Source organism: Candidatus Poriferisocius sp. (assembly GCF_965219775.1).
In the GTDB taxonomy this organism is placed as follows: domain Bacteria; phylum Actinomycetota; class Acidimicrobiia; order Acidimicrobiales; family Bin134; genus Poriferisocius.
On the sequence record NZ_OZ244793.1, the window covers coordinates 1,881,247 to 1,903,101 of the forward strand.

Sequence of the window (21,855 nt, forward strand, 5' to 3'; positions counted from 1 at the left end):
GGTCATTCATCCCCGTATGGTGCAACTGTCGATGGCATGGTTCAGCGCCCGCTTGATCTCGCTGATGTAGTCGGGGTCGGTCACCTTCTCGCCCTGGGCGTCACGGAGGTAGTAGGCGTGGACCACGTCGCCGCCCAAGTCCTGCACCTTGGCGCTCAAGATGTCGAGATCGAGCTGGGACAGGGCACTGGTCACCCGGCTGAGCAGGCCGACGCGGGACTTGGTGGCCAACTCCACGATGGTGGCGGTGGACGACAGCTCGTTGTCCACGGTCAGCTTGGGGGGCACCACCGGCGGGGACGATTCGTTGATGGCCGTCCCGTAGGCGTTGATGCGCTCGGTGAGCCGGGCCTCGATGGCCAACCGGCCAGCCAGAGCCTGCTCGACGTGGCCGGTGACCTGGGGCCAGTCGATGGGCAACCCCAGGATGCTCTCCACCTGGAACCGCTCCAAGGCCATCCCGTACTCGGAATGGGCCGCGGCCAACAGCACCCGCAGGCCGTTGAGGGCCAACACGCCGGCCACCCGGGAGAACATGCCGTGGCGGTCGGGGGCGAGCACCGTCAGGGTGTCGCCGTCGCCCAGCACGATGCGGCGGCCCACCTCCATCATGAGGCGCTGTTCGGGAGTGGGGAAGCGGGAGGTGATCTCGTCGATGCTGCCCCCCTCGGCCACGTGGGCGCAGCGAGCCACCAACTCCTGCACCAGCCCCGACTTCCAGTTGCTCCACGCCGAGGGGCCGGTGGCCCGGGAATCGGCCTCGGTGAGCGCTCCCAACAGGCGCAGCGTGTCCACCGAGCGCACCTTGCGGGACACCTCGGCGATGGTGTCGGGATCCTCCAAGTCGCGCCGGGTGGCCACGTCGGGCAGCAGGAGATGATGCTCCACCAGGGCCACCAGCACATCCACATCAGTGGGGGGAAAGCCCATGCGGTGGGTGATGTCGGACACCAACTCCATGCCCACCTCGGTGTGGTCGCCGGGATACCCCTTGCCGATGTCGTGGAGCCAAGCGCCTATCACCAACAGGTCGGGCCGATCCACCCGCTCCACCAGCTCGGCGGCCAACGCGGCGGCCTCGCACAGGTGCCGATCCACGGTGAACTGGTGGTAGGGGTTGCGTTGAGGCCGGCTGCGGGTGGGCTCCCACTCGGGCAGGATGCGAACGAACAGTTCCGACTGGTCAAGGGCCTCGATGGCGGGCAGGGCGGCCTTTCCGGCCAACAACAGGTCCACCAGCAACCCGCGGGCGGGGTCGGGCCACGGGTCGGGCATGGGGGCCATGTGTTCCCGGAGCTGATCCAGGCCCTCCCTGTCCATGCGCAATTGGTGGGTGGCCGCCGCTCGGGCAAAGCGCAGGGCGGTACAGGGATCGGTGAGGTCCGCTTCGGGATCGAGCACGGCCAGACCCCCGGCGGCGAACACCCCATCGCCGATGGCGGCCTCGGCGGGGGCGGCGCTGGTGCGCTTACGGCGCAGGCGGCGCTCATTGGCCGGTTCGGGCTGTTGCCACCTAAACCAGTACTCGTCGCTGATCCAGGATATGGACCGACCGGCGGCGGCCACGTCGGCCATCAGCACGTCGGCGTCGGCATACTCCAGCGCAGCGGCCACCGCGTCCTGATCCTCCAGTTGCAGGGTGTCGCCGGGGCGGCCGGTCACCCGGTGCAGTTCCACCCGAGCCGCCAGCAGCACCTCGTAGCCGTCGCGCAGCTTGCGCTTGTCGGCGTCGTCCACCGGGAATCCGGCGGCCTCGGCCCAGCGCAGGGCGTGTACGTCCCGCAACCCGCCCCGGCCCTCCTTCAGTTCGGGTGACACCTTGAAGGCCACCTCGCCGCTGTGGGCATGGCGGTCGGCCACCCGCGTGGCCATTTCCGGCAACCACTGCTGGGCCCGACGCCGCCACTGGTTGGCGGTGTAGTCGATCAGATCCTGGGTGAGGGCCTCGTCGCCCGCGATGTGGCGGGCCTCCAACAGCGATGTGGCGGTGTCCAGGTCGACCTTGGTCAGCTCCTTGGCCTCCTTGGGCGACCGCACCGAGTGCCCCAACTTGAGCCCCTCGTCCCACACCGGATACCAGAGCCGGGAGGCGATCTCGCTGATGTCGAGGCGATCCCGGTGCAGCAGTTGCACGTCGATGTCGCTCTGGGGGCTGAGCTCGGCCCGGCCGTAGCCCCCCACCGCCACCAGCGCCACCCCGTCGTGATCCTCCACCTCGGCGTCGAAGATGGCCTGGAGCCATTCATCCACGTGACGGGACAGGGATCGGCACAACACCGTGCCCGACAGGCCGCTCTCGGCCAGAAACTGTTCCCGGTTCAGCTTGCCCGCGGTCGTCGGTGCCATGGGCGCGACCCTAGTGGCTCTTGCCGGTGGTCGGAGCGGTGACCACGGCCCGCCGCGCCATTACCGCCGCAGAGCGGCGGGCCTGCTGGTCAGGGGCAACTAGTGGTTGTAGGCCAACTCGGCGTGCTGGGTCTGATCAAGGCCGGTGACCTCTTCCTCCACGGTGGCCCGCAGCCCCATGGTGGCCTTGAGCACCCGGGCGATCACGTAGGTGACCACGAAGCTGTAGGCCATCACCGCCACGATGGATATGACCTGGTTCAACAACAGCTCCCCGCCGCCGAAGAAGACACCGTTGATGAAGTCGCCGCCGGGAACCGCACCGGCGTCGGCGAAGAATCCGATGAGGACCCCGCCGATGATGCCGCCGAACATGTGGACGCCGACCACATCCAAGCTGTCGTCGTAGTTGAAGTGTCGCTTGAGGCTGATGGCCAGAAAGCACAGCACGCCGGCGGCCGCGCCAATGACGATGGCCGCCAAGGCGCCCACGAACCCGGCGGCCGGGGTGATGGCCACCAGACCGGCAACCACCCCGGACGCAATGCCCAGTGAGGTGGGCTTGCCCCCGCGAATGATCTCGATCACCATCCAGCCGCACATGCCCGCGGCTGCGGCCAAGAATGTCGTCAGGAACGCGTGGGCCGCCGCCCCATCGGCAGCCAGGGCCGACCCGGCGTTGAAGCCGAACCAGCCGAACCACAGGATGCCGGCACCCAACATCACGAACGGCAGGTTGTGGGGCAGATCCACGTCGGCCGGCCAACCCCGCCGGGGGCCGAGGACCATCACGAGGGCCAGAGCGGCAATGCCGGCGTTGATGTGGATGGCCGTTCCTCCGGCGAAGTCGTGGGCGGGCAGCTCCTTGATCCAACCCTCTCCCGCGTAGATCCAGTAGACCACTGGGGAATACACCAGGAACGACCACAGCGGGACGAAGACGGCCCAGGCGCTGAACTTCATGCGGGCGGCCACCGCCCCGGAGATCAGCGCCGGGGTGATGACGGCAAAGGTCATCCCGAACACGAACTCCCGCTTGGACACCTCGTCGTCGAGGCCCTCCAGGAATAGGGCGTCGAAATCGCCGAACAGGGGGAAACTCCAGTTACCGGAGGCGAACCCGTAGCCGAAGAGCACCCACAAGATGGGAACCACCCCCAGGCAGTAGAGGTTCATATTCAGCATGTTGAGCATGTTCTTGGCCCCGACCATGCCGCCGTAGAACAGCGCCAAGCCCGGCACCATGAACATCACCAAAGCCGCGCACACCAGAACCCATGCGGTATCGCCCATGTCTCCTCCTTCGATGAACCCTTGGTTCCATCAGAGTTGGCTCTTGGTGGGCCAGCTTAGTGGACCCCGGCCCTCCGGTTACGGGGACTGCGTCTCGGTGGCGGCCCGGCGGCGGCGATGGACGAACGCCTTGGCCGCCCCCCACTCCAGCCCCGGCTGGTGCAGATCGGGGTGCAGATCGGCAAAGGTGGCCGGGGCCAGGTCGTAGACGTCCTCGGGGAAGCGGGTGGCGGCAAAATGGTCCCGCGCCACCGGGGCAACCCCAGCCTGCCGCAGCACCTCGGTGGGAAACCGGACCGCCCGGCGGACCACGGCGAGGGGATTCTCCCGCTGCTGATCGATGTCGGCGGCCAACAGGTCGGCCACCTCGTCGCCCACAGCGGCGGCCGCGGCCTGCCCGGCGGCCTGCGCGGCCCGCTGGATCTCCGGTGACACATCACCCAGGCGCCGCTGCACGGCGGCCACCACCCAATCGGGCATCGCCCGGCGGATGCCGTCAGCTAGCTCTTGCCCATGGGCCGCCAGTTGCTCCTCTGGGGTCGCCGTCAACTTGGCCGCCGCTCAGAGGCCACGGTGCTCACCGGGCGTCCGCTCACCGGGAGCAATCGTCGCCTTCACAAGGCGGCGTTGAGGTTGCCCGAGCGCAGGCCCTGCAGATCGACGGTGACGTCGCGGTACCCGGCCTGATGCAGGGCGGCCACCACGTCCTCCCGCTGGGCCACCACCGCCTCCAACCGGTCGAGGGGCACCTCGATGCGGGCCAGGGTGCCGTGGTGGCGCACCCGCAGCTCGCCGAACCCCAGGGCCCGCAGGGCGGCCTCGGCATCGGCCACCGAGGCCAGCGCCCCCAGGGTCACCGGAGTTCCGTAGGGGATCCGGGAGGCCAAACAGGGTGCGGCCGGCTTGTCCCAGGTGCGCAACCCGTACCGCCGGGACCACTGGCGCACATCGGCCTTGGAGAATCCGGCATCCACCAAGGGGAAGCGAGCTCCCCGTTCGGCGGCGGCTCTCTGGCCGGGTCGGTGATCCACCAGATCGTCGGTGTTCACACCCAGCAACACGGTGGCCGATCGAGCCTCCGCCACCGGGGCCAAGGCGTCCATGAGGGCGTCCTTGCACCAGTAGCAGCGGTCCCCGTCGTTGGCCACGTAGGCGGCCCGCTCCATTTCCTGGGTGTGCACCTCGCGCCACACCAGGCCCAACTCCCCGGCCAGGGCCGCGCAGTCCTGCCTCTCGGCCGGGGCCAGCGACGGGGACACCGCGGTGACCGCCTCGGCCCGGTCGCCCAGCTCGTCGTAGGCCACCCAGGCCAACAGCGACGAATCGACACCCCCGCTGAAGGCCACCACCACCCGATCCAGCCCCGCCAGGTCGCGCCGCAAACGCTCCATGTCGCCCACCGCACCATTGTGGCCCCCGAACCGATGCCGAAGAAATGCAGAGCCCCCTCGGGATCGAGCCAGGTGTGGTCGCCACAACCTAAGGTAGCCGGCGTGGGCAAGACGGCAGCGGTGCTCGGGCTCATGGGCTGCATCCTGTTGGCCTGGGCCGCGTCGGCTTCCACCCAGCCCGACACCGGCCCTGACACCGCCTCCCAAGCGCTGGAGGGAACCATCCGGTTGGGCTTCGACCAGTTCTTCGCCGACGTGGAAATCGTGGCCACCACCACCGACGGCGCCGAAGTGGGGCGGGCCACCACCGACGAGAGCGGCCGGTGGTCGATCGTGGTGCCCGCACCGGGCGACTACGCGGTCACCATCACCACCGACACGCTCCCCGAGGGGCTTTCGCTGCGCGAGGGCCAGGACGCCACCGTGGTGGCCACCCTCGAACCGGACCAACCCCGGCGGGCGGTGGTCTTTGCCGTGGGGGGCGCCCCCCAGGGGACCCCGTTCGGCGAGCGTTTCGCCCAGACCCTGTTCAGCGGGTTCAAGTTCGGGCTGATCATCGCCATGAGCGCCATCGGACTGTCGCTCATCTACGGCACCACCGGGTTGGTCAACTTCGCCCACGGCGAGCTGGTCACCTTCGGGGCGGTGATCGCCTGGTACTTCAACAGCTCCTGGGGTGATTTGAACCTGATCTGGGCCGCGGTGTTGACGCTGGTGGTCTGCGGGACACTTGGCGCGGGGTTGGAGTCGGGGCTGTTCCGCCCGCTGCGGGCCCGGAAGCTGGGTATCTTCCAGCTCGTGGTGATCACCATCGGCATGTCGCTGGCCGGTCGCCAGCTCATTCAGCTCTTCTTCGGCGCGGAGCCGCTGCCCTACGCCGACTACCAGGTGCAGGACCGCTGGGAGTTCGGCCCGTGGTCGGTCACTCCCCGGGAGCTGGCCACCATCGGGGTGATCGTGGTGGTGCTGATCGCCATCGGGGTGATGTTCCAGAAGACGCGATTCGGCAAGGCCACCCGGGCGGTGGCCGACAACGCCGAGCTGGCCGCGGTGTCGGGCATCAACGTCAACCGGGTGATCCTGGTGGTGTGGATCCTGGGGGCCGCCCTGGCCGGGCTGGGTGGCGTGTTCCAGGGGCTCGACACCGACATCGACCCCTTCCTGGGCTTCCAGCTCTTGTTGTTGATCTTCGCCGGGGTCGAGCTGGGGGGGTTGGGCACCGCCTACGGTGCCCTGGTCGGGTCGCTCATCATCGGCGTGTCCACCGAGCTGAGCACGCTGTGGATCTCGCCCGAACTCAAGTTCGTGGTCCCGCTGGCGGTGCTCATCGTGGTGCTGCTGGTGCGACCGCAGGGCCTGTTCGGCCTGAGGGAACGGGTGGGTTAGGTGGAGTTCGACATCATCTTCGGCAACGCCGCCCGAGCGGCCTTCGGACCCGAGGCGGTGATTCTGGCCTTGGCCGCCACCGGCTTGAACGTCCACTTCGGCTTCACCGGGCTGCTCAACTTCGGCCAGGTGGGGTTCATGCTGCTCGGGGCCTACGGCACCAGCGTCTCGGTGGCCACCTTCGGGTGGTCGCTGTGGTTGGGGATCCCCGTCGGCCTGTTGGTGGCCGTGGCCCTGGCGGTGGCCCTGGGCTTTCCCACCCTGCGGCTGCAGGCGGTGCTGTTCGCCATCGTCACCATTGCGGCCGCCGAGATCATCCGCATCCTCATCGGCTCCACCGACGCCATCGGCCTGACCGGCGGGCCGCTCAGCATCAGCTTCGACGCCGGTTCGTTCTTCGATCTGAATCCCTACGCTCACGGACCCCAGGATCGCTACGGGTTCGGCACCTTCTCGTTCACCGGCCAGCAGATGTGGGTGATCACCGTGGGTTGGGTGCTGGTGGCGCTGGCCAGCCTGGTGGTGTTCCTGATCATGCGCAGCCCCTGGGGTCGGGTGGTCAAGTCCATCCGGGAGGAGCCGGACGCGGCCCGCAGCCTGGGCAAGAACGTGTTCTTGTACCGGATGCAGGCGTTGATCATCGGCGGGTTCTTCGGCGGGCTGGCCGGCGTGGTCGACGCCATCAAGACGTCGGGCGCCGATCCCAACGGGTTTCGGCCCCAGGTGACCTTCTTCACCTACACCGCCCTGCTGTTGGGCGGGGCCGCCACGTATCTGGGTCCGGTGCTGGGGGCCATCTTGTTCTGGTTCCTGCGGGAGTGGATCGAATCGTTCCTGCGTCAGCTCACCGCCGAGGCCTGGCTGCCCGATGTCGTGGCCAACTTCCTGGAGGGCAGCGAGGGCATCATCAGCGTGTGCATGGTGGGCTTGACCTTGGTGCTGCTCATGTTGTTCCGGCCTCAGGGCATCACCGGCAACCGAACGGAAATGCAGCTCGATGCCCCCTGACGCGCCCCCGAGCACCATCACGCCGCCCACCGACACCGAGGTGGAGCCCATCTTGACCGTTCACCCGGTGCCGGGAGTGGCCAAGCCCGACCCCATCTTGGTGATCGAAGGGCTGCAGCGGAGCTTCGGCGGGCTGGTGGCGGTGGACGTGGACCATCTCGAAATCGAGCGGGGCATCGTGACCTCGTTGATCGGCCCCAACGGGGCGGGCAAAACCACCCTGTTCAACTTGCTGACCGGCTTCGACCGGGCCGACCGAGGTCGGTGGAGCTTCGACGGCCGACCGGTCACGTCGCCCGCCCCCGATCAACTGGCCCGCCAGGGCATGATCCGCACCTTCCAGCTCACCAAGTCGTTGGCCAAGCTCCCGGTCATCCAGAACGTGCTACTGGGCGCCCCCAACCAGGTGGGCGAGCGGCTGTGGGCCGCCCCGTTTCGATCGGCCTGGCAGGCCCAGGAGCAGGCCAACATCCACAAGGCCGAGCAACTGTTGGATCGGTTCAACCTGGCCCACATGCGCGACGAGTTGGCCGGCACCCTCTCGGGAGGCCAGCGCAAGCTGCTGGAGGTGGCCCGCGCCCTGATGACCGACCCCAAGCTGATCATGCTGGATGAGCCCATGGCCGGGGTGAACCCTGCCCTGGCCCAGTCGCTGATGGGCCATGTCACCGCCCTGGCCGTCGACGGGGTGAGCGTGGTTTTCATCGAGCACGACATGGACGTGGTGACCGGCATCAGCGACTGGGTGGTGGTGCTGGCCCAGGGGAAGGTGATCGCCGAAGGCGGGCCATGGAAGGTCATCCACGACGACGTGGTGATCGACGCCTACCTGGGGCGGCGCGACCGGGCGACTCAGAACGGCGGCGAGGCCCCTCCGGTCACCGGACCGGACGCCGTGGACGAGGGGAGCGGTGCGTGAACGGCGACGCCAGCCCCCGTTCCTTGTTGCAGGCCCACAACGTGGTGGCCGGCTACCTGCCCGGCATCGACATCTTGAACGGCTGCTCGGTGGAGCTGTTCCCCAACGAGATCATCGGGGTGATCGGCCCCAACGGGGCGGGCAAATCCACCCTGTTGAAGGCGATCTTCGGCTTGGTCGACGTTCGCTCGGGCACCATTCGTCTGGGGGATGACGACATCACCGGCCAGAGCCCCCATGACCTGGTGACCCAGGGCGTCAGCTACGTGCCGCAAACCCAGAACGTGTTCCCCCGGCTGTCCATCCGGGAGAACCTGGAGATGGGGGTGTTCCAGGCCCCCAAGATGTTCGAGGAGCGGTTCGCCCAGGTCGCCGAGCTCTTTCCCCTGTTGGCCGAGCGGAGCAGCCAACGAGCCGACGGGCTCTCCGGGGGCGAGCGCCAGATGGTGGCCATCGGTCGGGCGCTCATGATGGACCCCAAGGTGGTGCTGTTGGACGAGCCCTCGGCCGGGCTGTCCCCCGCCTATCAGGACCAGGTGTTCGAGCGGATCACCCACATCACCGGCCTGGGGGTGTCGCTGATCGTGGTGGAGCAGAACGCCCGACGCTGCTTGCAGATTTGTGACCGGGGGTACGTGCTGGACCAAGGCACCAACGCCCACACCGGCACCGGCGATGACCTGCTGAGCGATCCTCAGGTGATCCAGCTCTACTTGGGCACCCTGGCCCGAGCTTGAGCAGCGGCGTCAAACCGGACGCCGCCGCTTTCGGCGACGCCCGGCCCGCGCCACGAGATGGGATTACGAATCCAGGTCCACGTCTTGGCTGTCGATGGGTACCAGGGCGCCGTCTTGGAATTGGGCGATGATGTAACGGCCCCAGGTGGGGTCGCCCACCGCGTCGAGGTCCAACGGACCCGACACCCCGTCGTAATCGATGTCGGCCCCGTCGGCCAACAACCCGGCGCACTGCTCATAAGTCGTGCACTTGGTGCCCCCACCAGTCACCGCCTGCACCTGATTGATGATCTCGGTGCCGTCGGTGGAACCCGCCGCCAACGCCGCCAACGCCATCACCACCACACAGTCGTACGCCTGACCACCGTAAATCACGTTCCCGTCGGTGATCTCCGCCAACCGGTCGCTGAACTCCGCACCACCGGCCGCGCCGATCAACTTCATCCCGTCCAACACATTCGCATCCGACGGATCCACCGCAGCAGCCAGATTCGGGTCGAAAATACCATCGGCCCCGTACATCACCGACGCAGGAACCCCCGCCTCCAACGCACCCCGGATGATCTGCGCGCCCTCGCTGAACGAGATCAACACCACCGCATCGGCACCCATCGCCGACACCTCACCCAACGTCGCATCGAAACTCGTCTCATCCGGCGAATACAAGATGACCTGCGAAGCCACCCCGAAGTCATCCAGACCCGACTCCATCAAACCGGCCAACGCACTCCCGTAATCATCGGCCCGGGCCACAATCGCCACATTCGTCGCCCCATCAGCAGCCACCACATTCGCGATGATCGGCGACACCGCCTCATCCGGCGGCACCGTCCGGAAGTAATACCCCGCGTTGTCCTGCGTCGAAAACGACGGCGACGTGTTCGACGGCGAACACTGCGGCACCCGCGCGTCATACAACGTCTGAATGAACGACTGCGAAATACCCGACGCCGCCGCACCCACAATCACATGAGCACCCTCACCCAACAAACGGTTCACCGCCTCCACCGCAACATCAGGATCCGTACCCGTATCACCCGTCAACAACGACACCGCACCACCAGCAGCCTGAATATCCTCAACCGCCAACCGGGCACCCTCAACCATCGGCGGCGCCAAAAACGCCAACGCACCCGTCTCCGGCATCACCCGACCAATCACCAACTCCGGCTGCTCACCCGAAGCGGCGCCGTCGCCCGGATCCTCGTCCATGGCTCCGAGATTGACGTCTTGGCTGTCGATGGGTACCAGGGCGCCGTCTTGGAATTGGGCGATGATGTAACGGCCCCAGGTGGGGTCGCCCACCGCGTCGAGGTCCAACGGACCCGACACCCCGTCGTAATCGATGTCGGCCCCGTCGGCCAACAACCCGGCGCACTGCTCATAAGTCGTGCACTTGGTGCCCCCACCAGTCACCGCCTGCACCTGATTGATGATCTCGGTGCCGTCGGTGGAACCCGCCGCCAACGCCGCCAACGCCATCACCACCACACAGTCGTACGCCTGACCACCGTAAATCACGTTCCCGTCGGTGATCTCCGCCAACCGGTCGCTGAACTCCGCACCACCGGCCGCGCCGATCAACTTCATCCCGTCCAACACATTCGCATCCGACGGATCCACCGCAGCAGCCAGATTCGGGTCGAAAATACCATCGGCCCCGTACATCACCGACGCAGGAACCCCCGCCTCCAACGCACCCCGGATGATCTGCGCGCCCTCGCTGAACGAGATCAACACCACCGCATCGGCACCCATCGCCGACACCTCACCCAACGTCGCATCGAAACTCGTCTCATCCGGCGAATACAAGATGACCTGCGAAGCCACCCCGAAGTCATCCAGACCCGACTCCATCAAACCGGCCAACGCACTCCCGTAATCATCGGCCCGGGCCACAATCGCCACATTCGTCGCCCCATCAGCAGCCACCACATTCGCGATGATCGGCGACACCGCCTCATCCGGCGGCACCGTCCGGAAGTAATACCCCGCGTTGTCCTGCGTCGAAAACGACGGCGACGTGTTCGACGGCGAACACTGCGGCACCCGCGCGTCATACAACGTCTGAATGAACGACTGCGAAATACCCGACGCCGCCGCACCCACAATCACATGAGCACCCTCACCCAACAAACGGTTCACCGCCTCCACCGCAACATCAGGATCCGTACCCGTATCACCCGTCAACAACGACACCGCACCACCAGCAGCCTGAATATCCTCAACCGCCAACCGGGCACCCTCAACCATCGGCGGCGCCAAAAACGCCAACGCACCCGTCTCCGGCATCACCCGACCAATCACCAACTCCACATCACCAGCCGGCGCGGGAGCGGGGGCGGCGGTCTCGTCCGGTTCGGGCGCGGCCGTGGCATCGGCGGTGGGCTGGGCATCGGCCCCGTCGGGCTGATCGTCGTCGTCGTTCCCACAGGCGGTGGCCACCAGGGCCAGAACCGCCAGACCGGCCAGCATCCGCAGCCAGAACTTGGACATCGTCTTGCCCTTTGCCGTGTTCGTTGCCGTAGTCATTGCCTCAAGACCTCCAAGGAACTCGTCATCGCATTGTAGGGGGCGGCGGTGACAGTGTGGGGACAGCCGCCGATCATTTTGCCAGATGGGACACCGCATCGGTGATAGAGGTCACCATGCCGGTGTAGAAGGGGCCGAACTCGGCGTAGCGGGCCGAGGCGGTGTCGTAGCGCATGGTGTAGACCACGTCCTTGAGGTCGTCGGGCCGGGTGCAGAACAGGGTCACGCCCCACTCGTGGTCGTCGATGCCCGTCGACCCGGTGATGAGCTGCACCACCCGCCCCGAGAACGTCCTCCCGGTGGCCCCGTGCTCGTACATCAGCTCCCGTCGCTGCTCATAGGCCAGCTCGTACCAGTTCTGGTCGACGTTGCGCCGTTTGGACATGGGATAGAAGCACCACGCCGGTTTCCCCGGCGGGGGCAACTCGGGATACAGGCGGGCCTGCTTGGTGTCGTCGGGCAGGCCCGCGGCGTACTCCGACAACTCGGTGAGCGAGACGTAGGAGTCCACCACCTCCAGCCGGGCCCGGGCCAGCGCCGACTGCAGGTCGCGCAGCTTCCACAGATCAGCGTGCAACGCCATGACGGCCAGGTCGGCCTTGTGGCCCAGCACCACCACCGGCACCACCTGCACGCCGTCGGCCACGGCGGCATCCACCGCTTGGACCACGGCGGCCGCGTCGGTGACCGGCGTGGTCCGACAGAACAGGTGCACCACCCCGACGCCCTGGGCGGGCTCGACCGGGGACCGGGGAGCGTTCACGGAGGCGGGGAGGCGGTCAGCCGAATCCGTCCACCAGAACGGCGAAGTGGCGGCTGGTGGCCTCCAGGCGCTTGCCCACCACGGCCCGATAGGCCTCCGAGGCCCACACCTCTTTGGCCTTCTCCTTGGTGTCGAACTTGAGCACCACCGTCTGGTGGCCGGCGGTGTCACCCTCCATCACTTCCGAGGCGGTGTCGAACGCCACCACCTCGCAGTTCTCCCCCACGCCGAGCGCCGGGGCCGACGCCGCCATGTACTCCCCGTAGAGGTCGGGGTTGTCCACCTGGTAATTCACGATCAGATACGCTGGCATGGTCTTTGCCTACCAGGTCGCCCGACCCCGCACCAACAAGTGCGCGACGACCTCCGGGCGTGTCGCGTGGGGGAAGTTGACCCTCGGCGCGCTGCTCCTGGGGGCCACCCTGCTCCTGGCGGCGGCCTGTGGCTCTTCCGACGGCCCCGAGCCTGCGTCGGCCCCACCCGCACCCACCGCCACCGCCGAGCCCACTGCTCCTGAGCCCCCCGCCACGGCACCGGCCACCCCTGAGCCCACGCCGGAGCCCACCCCGGCACCCCCCACCGACGAGCCGCACGAACCCACACCGGCCGAGGCCGCCGCCCGAGCCCTGTCGCTCGAGGACGCGGTGGGCCAGCTTCTGCTCATCGGGTTCCGTGGCCCCCAGCTCGACGCCACCACCGCCGCCGAACTCGACCGGATCAAGCCCGGCGGGGTCATCCTGTTCGATTACGACGTGCCCAGCGGGGGCGAGCAGCCCCGCAACATCGTTTCCCCCGAACAGCTCCGGGGACTTATCGCCGACCTGCAGTCGCAAGCGGCCATCCCCTACTTCGTGGCCGTGGACGCCGAGGGCGGGTTCGTGAACCGGCTGAAGGAGAGATACGGGTTCACCGCCGTGGTCCCGTCGGCCCAGACCCTCGGCCAGGGGCCGGTGGGCGACACCGCGGCGGCCGCCGAGGCGTTGGCCGTGCAGCTCGACGACCTGGGCATCAACTGGAACCTGGCGCCGGTGGTGGACGTCAACGTCCATCCCGAGAGCCCGGCCATCGGGGCCTACGAACGCTCGTTCAGCGCCGACCCGATAGTGGTGGTGGAACACGCCGAGGCCTTCGTGGGCGCCCTGCAGGAACGCCGGGTGATCCCCACCCTGAAGCACTTTCCCGGCCACGGCAGCGCGGTGGGCGACACCCATCTCGGGGTCACCGACGTGACCGACAGCTACGCCAGGGAGGAGGAGTTGGCCCCTTACCGCATGATGATCGACGGCGGCTACGACGACGTGGTGATGACCGCCCACATCGTCAACCGGAATCTGGACGCCTCGGCCTCCCCGGCCACCCTGTCATCGGCCATCATGACCGGCCTGCTCCGCGACGAGTTGGGCTTTGCCGGGGTGGTGGTGTCCGACGACATGCAGATGGGCGCCATCGTGGAGCGGTACCGCCTGGATCAGGCGGTGATCGCGGCGGTGGCCGCCGGGGTGGATGTGATCCTCATCGCCAACCAAACCGGCGACTACGACCTCAGCCAGGTGGAGGCGGTGAAGCAGGCCCTCCTCGACGCGGTGGCCAGCGGGGCCATCAGCGCCGAGCGCGTCTACGAGTCGGTGGTCCGCATCATGGACCTCAAGCTCGAGTACGGCATCATCCCGTCCGGCCCGAGCTGATCCGACCGGCCAGGAACTCGTCGGATGGGTCTTCGTGACCGTCAGCCGCGGGTGAACAGGAAGGTGCCTCCGGGGTGGCCGCCGCCGGTGCTGGCCACCGCCACCTCGGCATCGGCCACCTGCCGGCCGCCGCCGTGGCCCCGGAGTTGCACCACCGCCTCGTGCAGGAACCCGTAGCCGTGCAACCGGCCGGCCGAGAGCTGCCCGCCGTGGGGGTTGAGCGGCAGCTCCCCGCCGAGGGCGATCCGATGACCGCCCTCCACATACGCGGCTCCTTCGCCACGGCCGCAGAATCCCAGCCCCTCCAACCACGACAGGGCGTTGAAGCTGAACCCGTCGTACAACAGGGCCACGTCCACATCGGCGGGCACCAGATCGGTGCGCTGCCACAGATGGGCCGACGGTCCGTCCACCATGGGCTCGTGGAGCAGCGTGCCCTGGTCCCAGGACATCCGCTCGGCCATCTGGGTGCCCACGGCCTCGACCAACACCGGCGGGTGGGGGCGGTCGTAAGCCGTGTCCACCGCCGACACCACCAGGGCCACCGAACCGTCGCAGGGCACGTCGCAGTCGAACAGGCCGAACGGGGTGGTGATCATGCGGGCGCCCAGGTAGTCGTCGATGGTCAACGGGGCCTTGTAGATGGCGTAGGAATTGTGGGCCGCCCCCGCTCGGGCCGTCACCGGGATCCACCCCAGTTGCTCCCGGGTGGCGCCGTAACGGTGGAAGTAGTGGCTGGCCATGAGCGCAATCCAGTTGCCCGCCGACATGGCCCCGTAGGGCAGGCGCCACTCCATGTCACCCGACACCCGCCTGGCCCCGTCCACCCCGCTGTTGCGGCGATTGCCCCAGGCGATCGAGGTGGTCTCCCACACGGTGCGAAAGCACAGCACGTGGCGGCACAGCCCGGCGGCCACGGCCAACATGGCGTTCACCACCGCGCCGCTCTGGCCGGGGGTTTCCATCGTGCCGCAGAACCAGGTGGGGGCGATGCCCAGGGCCTCGGCCACCGGATAGATGCCGCCCTCGGAGTGTCCGCCGTCCTTGGCCCCGCCCCCCGGATAAGTGGACAGGCCGTCGATGTCGTCCATGGTCAGACCTGCGTCGGCCACCGCGGCCCGGCAGGCGTCGATGGCCAGGCTCAACGGGGGACGGCCCAACCGACGCCCCACCTCCGACATGCCGATCCCGGTGAGGGCCACCTGAGACTCGAACTTCTCGGTTCGGACCATGGGGGCGGGCGGGGCCGGGACGGGCTCGGGAAAAGTCGCATCCTCGGCGACCGGTTCCCCGGTGGGGGCGAACACCGGCAGCCACACGTCGTCGTGCTGCTCGAATCGCACCGCCACCGGCAGGCCGATGGCCACGGTGTCAGGCTCGGCGTCCACGATCAGGGTGGTCAGCCGCACCAGCGGGTCGTCCTCGAGGGCCACCACGGCGATCACGTAGGGGATTTCCATGTCGGGCAGCCACGGCTGATGGTTGACGGTGACCCCCGCCACCGTGGCCCGACCCGACACCGCCCTCACCTCAGGGGGGCGGCCGCACCCCGGGCAGCCCACGGTGGGCGGATGGAGATAGCGCCCGCACGCCTCGCAGTACTGGAACCGCAGAGTCCCGTCGGCGCCGGATGTCCAGAAGAACTCGTTCTCGGGGGTCAGCTTGGGCAGTGGGCGCACGGCGGGCTCCTTTCACCCCTTGGCCAGGCGTCCCCTCGGGGACATGCCCCCCGTGGTCGACACCCGACGGCTATTGCTCGGCTGGGGTGTACCGGTTGAGTTGACCATCGCGGACAAAGCCGGTCAAGCACAAGCCCGCGGCCGCCGCGGTCTCCACCGCCAACGCCGACGGGGCGCTGACCGCCACCAACTCGGCGAACCCGGCCGCCCAAGCCTTCTGCACCATCTCGAACGAGGCCCGACCGCTCACGAACAAGCCCCGACCCTCGGCGGGCAGCTCGCCGTCCAACAGCAGGCGGCCCACTACTTTGTCGACCGCGTTGTGGCGGCCGATGTCCTCCCGCACCAGGCGGGGCTCACCGTCGGCCCCAAAGGCAGCGGCCGCATGCACGCCTCCGGTGGCGCCGAACAGCTCCTGGAAGGCCCGAACCCGTTCGGGCACCGCGGCCAGCACGTCGGCGGGCATCGGCGGCCCGTTGGGCGACAGGGGGCGCAGACGCTCCCGGAGGGCGTCGATGCTCTCGGCGCCGCACAACCCGCAGGACGAGGTGGTGAGGCCGAGGCGAGGGGTGGCCGGGGGGGCGCCGTCGGTGGCCACCGTGACCAGGTTGTACTCGGTGTCGGCGGCCGGCCCGTTGGCGCAGTAGCGGACCGAGGTGATCCGGGCGTCGCCCAACAGCCCCTCGGTGAAGCAGAACCCGGCGGCCAACTCGAAGTCGTGGCCCGGGGTGCGCATGGTGGTGGTGACCACCACCTCGTCGAGTTGGATGGTGAGCGGCTCCTCCACCACCAGGTCGTCGGGGCGCCGGTGCTCGTGGCTCCCGTCCCAGTGGCGCACCAACACCCGCCGGGACCGGCTCCGGGTCATGCCCGCCGGTACATTTCCGAGACCACATGGTGCTGGAGTTCCAGCCCCATGGCCGCCATGGCCAGCGAGGAGAACAACACCTCGCCGTTGACCCAGAAGCGCCGCTGGGTGGCGGTCACCGGCTTGGCCGTGGGCGTGCCCAACACGGCGGTGGACGCCAGTTGGATGTCGCAGCCCGCCACGGTGCCCTCCAGGATCTCGGCGATACCCGAGGGCTGCGCCACCACCAGCTCCACCCGGCCATCACCCTGGGGCCGCAGGTAGCCGGCCTCGGCGTGGACCGGCACCCCGGTGCCGGCGTCGGTGGTCTTCTGGGCGTAGGCCACGAACGGCTTGCCCACGTGGGTGAACGAGACCTCCTCGGCGTAGGAGAAGTCCTCGATGGTGGGGTACGCCCCCATACCGGTTCCCCGCCACGTTCCCAGCAGGAACGCCAGCGGCACGCACGCCGGGTGCAGTTCGGCCATGCCACAGGCTACCGCTGCCGACGCCCCGACCGGGATGCCGGGGCGCAGGGCCCGGGGCGTACTACTGCCCCGGGTCGGCGAGCGTCGGGTTGGGTCCGAGAACCCTAGAAGTCCATGTCGGGCATGCCGCCGGGCATGCCGCCGTTCTCCTCGGGCTTGTCGGCGATCACCGCTTCGGTGGTCAGGAACAACGCGGCGATGGAACCGGCGTTCTGCAGCGCCGAACGGGTGACCTTGGCGGCATCGATGATGCCCGCGCTCAGCAGGTCCTCGTAGTCGCCGGTGGCCGCGTTGAGCCCGGAGTTGCCCTCCAGGTTGCGGACCCGTTCCACGACCACGCCGCCCTCGAGGCCGGCGTTCACCGCGATCTGCGACAACGGCCCCTCAAGGGCCTTGGCCACGATGCGGGCACCGGTGGCCTCATCGTCATCCGCAAGACCGGCCGCGGCGGCGTCCACCGCACTCTGGGCCCGCAGCAGGGTGACGCCGCCGCCTGCCACCACGCCTTCTTCGATGGCTGCCTTGGTGGTGCTCACCGCGTCCTCGATGCGGTGCTTCTTCTCCTTGAGCTCCACCTCGGTGGCCGCTCCCACCTTGAGCACAGCCACGCCGCCCGACAGCTTGGCCAGACGTTCCTGCAGCTTCTCCCGGTCGTAGTCGGAATCGGTGTTGTCGATCTCACCCTTGATCTGGGAGATCCGACCCTCCACGTCGCTGCGGTCGCCGGCGCCCTCCACGATGGTGGTCTCGTCCTTGGTGATGACCACCTTGCGGGCCCGGCCCAACAGGTCGAGGGTGGTGTTCTCCAGCTTGAGACCCACCTCCTCGCTGATGACCTGGCCGGCGGTGAGGATGGCCATGTCCTGCAGCATGGCCTTGCGACGGTCGCCGAAGCCGGGGGCCTTCACCGCGGTGGAGTTGAAGGTACCCCTGATCTTGTTCACCACCAGGGTGGCCAGGGCCTCGCCCTCCACATCCTCGGCGATGATCAACAGCGGCTTGCCCGCCTGCATGACCTTCTCCAACACCGGCACGATGTCGCGCACGGCGGTCACCTTGGAGCCCACGAACAGGATGTAGGGCTCGTCGAGCACCGCTTCCATCCGCTCGGCGTCGGTCACGAAATAGGGGGAGATGTACCCCTTGTCGAACCGCATCCCCTCGGTGAAGTCCAGCTCCAGGCCGAAGGTCTGCGACTCCTCGACGGTGACCACGCCGTCCTTGCCCACCTTGTCGATGGCCTCGGAGATCAGCTCGCCGATCTCGGGGTCGGCGGCGGAGATGGCGGCCACGTTGGAGATCTGGGCCTTGTCGGAGGACACGTCCACCGACTGGGAGTGGATGGCCTCCACGGCCGCTTCCACGCCGGCCTCGATCCCCTTCTTGATGGACATGGGGTTGGCGCCCGCGGCCACGTTGCGCAGCCCCTCGCGCACCATCGACCAGGCCAGCACGGTGGCGGTGGTGGTGCCGTCGCCGGCCACGTCATCGGTCTTCTTGGCCACCTCTTTGACCAGCTCGGCGCCGATCTTCTCGTAGGGGTCCTCCAACTCGATTTCCTTGGCGATGGACACACCGTCGTTGGTGATGGTGGGTGCGCCCCACTTCTTCTCCAGCACGACGTTGCGCCCCTTGGGGCCAAGCGTGACCCGCACGGCGTCGGCCAGTTGGTTCATTCCCGACTCCAACGAGCGCCGGGCTTGCTCATCGAATGAGATGATCTTGGGCATCCTCGAAATCTCCCTTGTGAACTATCGGCGATTCCTCTCGGCGGAGTGCCGGTCGTTTAGCACTCTCAGCACGAGACTGCTAAAGGTTACCGACGAGGCGGGGAAACGCCAAACCCAAGTGGTGCGTCGAGGAGGAAATCAGCCGCCCGCCACCGCGGGCACGATGGCCACGGTCTGGCCGTCGGGAACCGAGGTGGCCAGGCCATCGGCGAAGCGCACGTCGTCGTCGTCCACGAACAGGTTGACGTAGCGATGGAGTCCGCCCGACTCGTCGATCAGTCGGTCCTGAAACCCGGGGTGAGCGGCGTCGAGTGAGGCGATCACCTCACGCACGGTGGCGCCCTCGACGCTGACCTCGCTGGCCCCTCCGGACAGCGGGCGAAGGGTGGTCGGTATCCGAACGGTCACGCTCATGGGCCATGATGCTATTCGGGTGCAGCGCCAAAGACGACTCAGGGACCGAGGGTGATGGTGGGCGGACGGCGTTCCTTTTCCGCAGCCGACTTCGAGGCCGCCGATCTGGTGGACGCCAAGGGGTCGACCACGGTGTCGGTGTGTCTGCCCGCCCGCAACGAGGAGGGCACGGTGGGGAACATCGTGGCCGCGGTGCGGGCCGAACTCATGGACGCGCCGGGCCTGGTGGACGAGCTGATCGTGATGGACGACCATTCCACCGACCGCACCGCCGAGGTGGCCAAGGCGGCCGGGGCCACCGTGGTGGCCTGTTCCGACGTGCTGACCCACCTGGGCAACCAGCCGGGCAAGGGCGAGACGCTGTGGAAGTCGCTGTACGTGTCCACCGGCGACATCGTGGTGTGGTGCGACAGCGATGTGGCCAACTTCGGCCCCCATTTCATCGTGGGGCTGCTCGGGCCGCTGCTCACCGACCCGTCGGTGGGCTACTGCAAGGGCTTCTACCACCGCCCGGTGGGGGCCGACCAGCGAGGCGGGGGCCGCACCACCGAGCTGGTGGCCCGACCGCTCATCGCCCTGCTGTTCCCCGAGTTGGGCCACATCGTGCAGCCCTTGGCCGGGGAGTACGCCGGTCGAAGGGAGCTGCTGGAGCGGGTGCCGTTCGTGCAGGGGTACGGGGTGGAGATGGGGCTGTTGATCGATGTGTGGCGGTTGGCGGGCCCCGACGCCATCGCCCAGGTGGACCTGGGGGTGCGGGTCCACCGCAATCGCCCGCTGCACGAGCTCTCCTCCCAGGCCACCGAGGTGCTCCAGGCGGCGTTGCACCGGGCCGACCGCACCCTGGTGAACACGGCCATCACACTGCGCCGCCCCGGATTCGGCGACACCGAGATCACCATGCAAGAGCGCCCTCCCCTCATCGAGGTGCCCGGCTACTTCCGTCACGGCCCCTGAGGTGGCCTCGCGAAGAAAGGCGGCGACCCGCGGGGCCGGCGCCCCTACAGGGTGGCCAGCACGTCGGACACCACCTGGGTGATCAGCCCGGTGGTGTCGGCCATGGCCCGATCGGTGCCGAAGCGCTCGCTCAGGCTCACCAGCGGCCCGCCGGTCGACGAGACGGCGGGGTCGGCCCGGCCCACCACCGTCAACACCGGCACGCCCGCCACGGAGGCCATTTCCCACACGCCCCCCACCACCTTGCCCTCCACCGACGTGGCGTCCAGGGCTCCCTCCCCGGTGATCACCAGATCGGCCTGCTCGATCCGGCCGTAGAGGTCGACCTCCTCGGCCAACAGCTCGAAGCCGCCGCGCAGCTCGGCCCCCACGCAGGCCAACCCTCCGGCCAACCCCCCGGCGGCCCCCGAGCCCTCCAGAGGGCTCACCTCCATGCCGTACGTCTCGGCGTACACCTGGGCGAGCCGCTGCAAGCGCCGCCGCAGCAGCTCCACCTGGGCCGGACCGGCACCCTTTTGGGGGCCGAACACCTCGGCGGCGTCCACGAAGCGGGTGGTCACGTCGCACGCCACCGACAGGTCCACCCCCTTGAGCCGCTGGGTGGGGTACAGCGCCCGCAGCGCGCCCAGGCCACCGTCGGTGGTGGCCGAGCCCCCCACCCCCACCAGGATCCTGCGGGCCCCCCGCTCCAGGGCGGCCTCGATCAACTCCCCGGTGCCGTAGGTGGTGGCCCCCAGGGGATCGTTGCTCTCGGCCCCGCCCACCAGGGCCAGGCCCGACGCCCGGGCCATCTCGATCACCGCGGTGCGGCGGTCCAGGCGCCACGGGGCCGCCACCGGATCGCCCAAAGGACCGGTGACGGTGGTGATCCGGTTGGCCCCGCCCAGCACCTCCAGGGTGCCCTCGCCGCCGTCGGCCATGGGAGCGGCGTCCACGGTGGCCCCCACCGGCCGGGCCGCCTGGGCTATGGCGGCGGTTACCTCCGCCGCCGTGGCCGTGCCCCGGAACTTGTCGGGGGCGGCAACGATGTGCACGGCGGCTCAGCCAGGTCGCTGGGCCAGGCTGTCGGGTCCGATCAGGATGAGGACGTAGGCGTTGCCCAGCGTGTCGAGGGTGATGCCGCCCGGAGGGGGATCGGACATCAAAAAGAACGGTCCGGAACCCACCCCGAGCTGCTCGCCGATGCACTGGGCATCCACCTCGTAGCCCGCCCGGTAGTAGAAGGCCGAACTGGTCTGGGGGCTGGCGTTCACCGGAGGCAGCGTCACGTAGTTGGCGGCATTCAACTCGCTGGACAACCGGCCGGCCGCCCCGCTCACGTCGGTGCCGTTGGCCACCAGCACGCTGATGGTGGACGGATCGCGGCACTCCAGTTCATCGGGGGCCGAGGTGACCACCGGCTCCGCGGTGGTGTCGGTCACCGGATCGGGCAGCGGGGCATCGACGACCACCGGGGGCACGGTGGCGGAGGTGTCGCCGGCGTCGGTCGGGGCCTCCACCGGATCGGCGGTGGCCACCACGTCCGCCGTGGGCTCCACCGCGGGGGCGGTCGCCTCGGAGCCCGAATTGTCGTCATCCAGGCCCCGGGCCAAAACGAACGCCCCGGCGGCAAACAGGGCCAGCAACAGGAGCACGCCCTTGAGGGCCATCTGGTTGTTGGATGATCGGTTCGACTCCATGGTG

Annotated in this window: 20 protein-coding genes; 6 read left to right on the forward strand and 14 right to left on the reverse strand. The window is 68.5% G+C overall.

Translation table 11 applies throughout. From position 1 onward, the window contains the following. Positions 1-6: 6 nt before the first annotated feature. From ACOQPQ_RS08445 to larE, 4 genes are all read right to left on the reverse strand, one after another. On the reverse strand, positions 7-2,346 hold the full coding sequence (locus tag ACOQPQ_RS08445) for a [protein-PII] uridylyltransferase (RefSeq protein ID WP_420639001.1): 2,340 nt from the start codon (positions 2,344-2,346) through the stop codon (positions 7-9). A 99-nt stretch (positions 2,347-2,445) separates the two neighbouring features. Further along, the gene (locus ACOQPQ_RS08450) at positions 2,446-3,639 is read right to left on the reverse strand and encodes an ammonium transporter (RefSeq protein ID WP_420639002.1); all 1,194 of its coding nucleotides are present in this window, start codon (positions 3,637-3,639) and stop codon (positions 2,446-2,448) included. 78 nt (positions 3,640-3,717) lie between these two features. Beyond that, the gene (locus tag ACOQPQ_RS08455) at positions 3,718-4,119 is read right to left on the reverse strand and encodes a hypothetical protein (protein ID WP_420639003.1); all 402 of its coding nucleotides are present in this window, start codon (positions 4,117-4,119) and stop codon (positions 3,718-3,720) included. A gap of 134 nt (positions 4,120-4,253) precedes the next feature. Then, positions 4,254-5,030 carry an ATP-dependent sacrificial sulfur transferase LarE gene (gene larE, locus ACOQPQ_RS08460; protein ID WP_420640380.1) on the reverse strand — a complete coding sequence of 259 codons (777 nt, stop codon included), beginning with the start codon at positions 5,028-5,030 and terminating at the stop codon, positions 4,254-4,256. Between the two features lie 102 nt (positions 5,031-5,132). Here larE and ACOQPQ_RS08465 point away from each other — a divergent pair, with 102 nt between their 5' ends. From ACOQPQ_RS08465 to ACOQPQ_RS08480, 4 genes are read left to right on the forward strand one after another with little or no spacing between them, the layout of a single operon-like run. Continuing rightward, positions 5,133-6,416, forward strand: coding sequence for a branched-chain amino acid ABC transporter permease (locus ACOQPQ_RS08465; protein WP_420639004.1), 1,284 nt, complete (start codon positions 5,133-5,135; stop codon positions 6,414-6,416). Then, on the forward strand, positions 6,417-7,424 hold the full coding sequence (locus ACOQPQ_RS08470; protein ID WP_420639005.1) for a branched-chain amino acid ABC transporter permease: 1,008 nt from the start codon (positions 6,417-6,419) through the stop codon (positions 7,422-7,424). Beyond that, complete coding sequence (locus ACOQPQ_RS08475) at positions 7,414-8,343, forward strand: ABC transporter ATP-binding protein (RefSeq protein WP_420639006.1); 930 nt, start codon at positions 7,414-7,416, stop codon at positions 8,341-8,343. Before ACOQPQ_RS08470 ends, ACOQPQ_RS08475 begins: the two co-directional genes overlap by 11 nt. Next, the gene (locus ACOQPQ_RS08480; protein WP_420639007.1) at positions 8,340-9,080 is read left to right on the forward strand and encodes an ABC transporter ATP-binding protein; all 741 of its coding nucleotides are present in this window, start codon (positions 8,340-8,342) and stop codon (positions 9,078-9,080) included. Before ACOQPQ_RS08475 ends, ACOQPQ_RS08480 begins: the two co-directional genes overlap by 4 nt. Before the next feature lie 63 nt (positions 9,081-9,143). On the opposite strand, the gene ACOQPQ_RS08485 is transcribed toward ACOQPQ_RS08480, so the two are convergent. The 3 genes from ACOQPQ_RS08485 to ACOQPQ_RS08495 all read right to left on the reverse strand — a co-directional run bounded on the left by ACOQPQ_RS08485 (position 9,144) and on the right by ACOQPQ_RS08495 (position 12,688). Continuing rightward, positions 9,144-11,576, reverse strand: a complete 2,433-nt coding sequence (locus tag ACOQPQ_RS08485) for an ABC transporter substrate-binding protein (protein ID WP_420639008.1) — start codon at positions 11,574-11,576, stop codon at positions 9,144-9,146. 109 nt (positions 11,577-11,685) lie between these two features. Next, the gene (locus ACOQPQ_RS08490; protein ID WP_420639009.1) at positions 11,686-12,375 is read right to left on the reverse strand and encodes a chlorite dismutase family protein; all 690 of its coding nucleotides are present in this window, start codon (positions 12,373-12,375) and stop codon (positions 11,686-11,688) included. Positions 12,376-12,391: 16 nt separating this feature from the next. Further along, positions 12,392-12,688, reverse strand: coding sequence for a DUF1330 domain-containing protein (locus ACOQPQ_RS08495; protein ID WP_420639010.1), 297 nt, complete (start codon positions 12,686-12,688; stop codon positions 12,392-12,394). Between ACOQPQ_RS08495 and ACOQPQ_RS08500 the strand changes: the two genes are divergently transcribed. Further along, complete coding sequence (locus ACOQPQ_RS08500) at positions 12,687-14,060, forward strand: glycoside hydrolase family 3 protein (protein WP_420639011.1); 1,374 nt, start codon at positions 12,687-12,689, stop codon at positions 14,058-14,060. The two genes, ACOQPQ_RS08495 and ACOQPQ_RS08500, sit on opposite strands and share 2 nt — an antisense overlap. A 41-nt stretch (positions 14,061-14,101) precedes the next feature. Here the strand turns inward: ACOQPQ_RS08500 and ACOQPQ_RS08505 are convergent, their stop codons facing one another. From ACOQPQ_RS08505 to ACOQPQ_RS08525, 5 genes are all read right to left on the reverse strand, one after another. Next, the gene (locus tag ACOQPQ_RS08505; protein ID WP_420639012.1) at positions 14,102-15,739 is read right to left on the reverse strand and encodes a thiolase C-terminal domain-containing protein; all 1,638 of its coding nucleotides are present in this window, start codon (positions 15,737-15,739) and stop codon (positions 14,102-14,104) included. 70 nt (positions 15,740-15,809) lie between these two features. Next, complete coding sequence (locus ACOQPQ_RS08510; RefSeq protein ID WP_420639013.1) at positions 15,810-16,607, reverse strand: formate dehydrogenase accessory sulfurtransferase FdhD; 798 nt, start codon at positions 16,605-16,607, stop codon at positions 15,810-15,812. Next, positions 16,604-17,074, reverse strand: a complete 471-nt coding sequence (locus ACOQPQ_RS08515) for an FABP family protein (protein WP_420639014.1) — start codon at positions 17,072-17,074, stop codon at positions 16,604-16,606. Before ACOQPQ_RS08515 ends, ACOQPQ_RS08510 begins: the two co-directional genes overlap by 4 nt. Before the next feature lie 104 nt (positions 17,075-17,178). Next, positions 17,179-18,804, reverse strand: a complete 1,626-nt coding sequence (gene groL, locus ACOQPQ_RS08520; protein WP_420639015.1) for a chaperonin GroEL — start codon at positions 18,802-18,804, stop codon at positions 17,179-17,181. A gap of 138 nt (positions 18,805-18,942) precedes the next feature. Beyond that, positions 18,943-19,218, reverse strand: a complete 276-nt coding sequence (locus ACOQPQ_RS08525; protein WP_420639016.1) for a ubiquitin-like small modifier protein 1 — start codon at positions 19,216-19,218, stop codon at positions 18,943-18,945. A 54-nt stretch (positions 19,219-19,272) separates the two neighbouring features. Here ACOQPQ_RS08525 and ACOQPQ_RS08530 point away from each other — a divergent pair, with 54 nt between their 5' ends. Next, a complete protein-coding gene (locus ACOQPQ_RS08530; protein ID WP_420639017.1) occupies positions 19,273-20,172 on the forward strand; it encodes a glucosyl-3-phosphoglycerate synthase in 900 nt (299 codons plus the stop codon). Between the two features lie 44 nt (positions 20,173-20,216). Here ACOQPQ_RS08530 and ACOQPQ_RS08535 read toward each other — a convergent pair whose 3' ends face one another. Together ACOQPQ_RS08535 and ACOQPQ_RS08540 are read right to left on the reverse strand one after the other, a co-directional pair. Next, the gene (locus ACOQPQ_RS08535) at positions 20,217-21,206 is read right to left on the reverse strand and encodes a glycerate kinase (protein ID WP_420639018.1); all 990 of its coding nucleotides are present in this window, start codon (positions 21,204-21,206) and stop codon (positions 20,217-20,219) included. A gap of 6 nt (positions 21,207-21,212) precedes the next feature. Then, positions 21,213-21,851, reverse strand: a complete 639-nt coding sequence (locus ACOQPQ_RS08540) for a LytR C-terminal domain-containing protein (RefSeq protein WP_420639019.1) — start codon at positions 21,849-21,851, stop codon at positions 21,213-21,215. Positions 21,852-21,855: the final 4 nt, after the last annotated feature.

Excerpts from the sequence above, each read along its gene's own strand:
- ACOQPQ_RS08495 (WP_420639010.1), bottom strand. The coding sequence starts at position 12,688 with ATGCCAGCGTATCTGATCGTGAATTACCAGGTGGACAACCCCGACCTC.
- ACOQPQ_RS08455 (WP_420639003.1), bottom strand. The coding sequence starts at position 4,119 with ATGCCCGATTGGGTGGTGGCCGCCGTGCAGCGGCGCCTGGGTGATGTG.
- ACOQPQ_RS08450 (WP_420639002.1), bottom strand. The coding sequence starts at position 3,639 with ATGGGCGATACCGCATGGGTTCTGGTGTGCGCGGCTTTGGTGATGTTC.
- ACOQPQ_RS08530 (WP_420639017.1), top strand. The coding sequence starts at position 19,273 with ATGGTGGGCGGACGGCGTTCCTTTTCCGCAGCCGACTTCGAGGCCGCC.
- ACOQPQ_RS08500 (WP_420639011.1), top strand. The coding sequence starts at position 12,687 with ATGGTCTTTGCCTACCAGGTCGCCCGACCCCGCACCAACAAGTGCGCG.
- ACOQPQ_RS08515 (WP_420639014.1), bottom strand. The coding sequence starts at position 17,074 with ATGGCCGAACTGCACCCGGCGTGCGTGCCGCTGGCGTTCCTGCTGGGA.
- ACOQPQ_RS08525 (WP_420639016.1), bottom strand. The coding sequence starts at position 19,218 with ATGAGCGTGACCGTTCGGATACCGACCACCCTTCGCCCGCTGTCCGGA.
- ACOQPQ_RS08485 (WP_420639008.1), bottom strand. The coding sequence starts at position 11,576 with ATGTCCAAGTTCTGGCTGCGGATGCTGGCCGGTCTGGCGGTTCTGGCC.
- ACOQPQ_RS08475 (WP_420639006.1), top strand. The coding sequence starts at position 7,414 with ATGCCCCCTGACGCGCCCCCGAGCACCATCACGCCGCCCACCGACACC.
- larE (WP_420640380.1), bottom strand. The coding sequence starts at position 5,030 with ATGGAGCGTTTGCGGCGCGACCTGGCGGGGCTGGATCGGGTGGTGGTG.
- ACOQPQ_RS08510 (WP_420639013.1), bottom strand. The coding sequence starts at position 16,607 with ATGACCCGGAGCCGGTCCCGGCGGGTGTTGGTGCGCCACTGGGACGGG.
- ACOQPQ_RS08540 (WP_420639019.1), bottom strand. The coding sequence starts at position 21,851 with ATGGAGTCGAACCGATCATCCAACAACCAGATGGCCCTCAAGGGCGTG.
- ACOQPQ_RS08445 (WP_420639001.1), bottom strand. The coding sequence starts at position 2,346 with ATGGCACCGACGACCGCGGGCAAGCTGAACCGGGAACAGTTTCTGGCC.
- groL (WP_420639015.1), bottom strand. The coding sequence starts at position 18,804 with ATGCCCAAGATCATCTCATTCGATGAGCAAGCCCGGCGCTCGTTGGAG.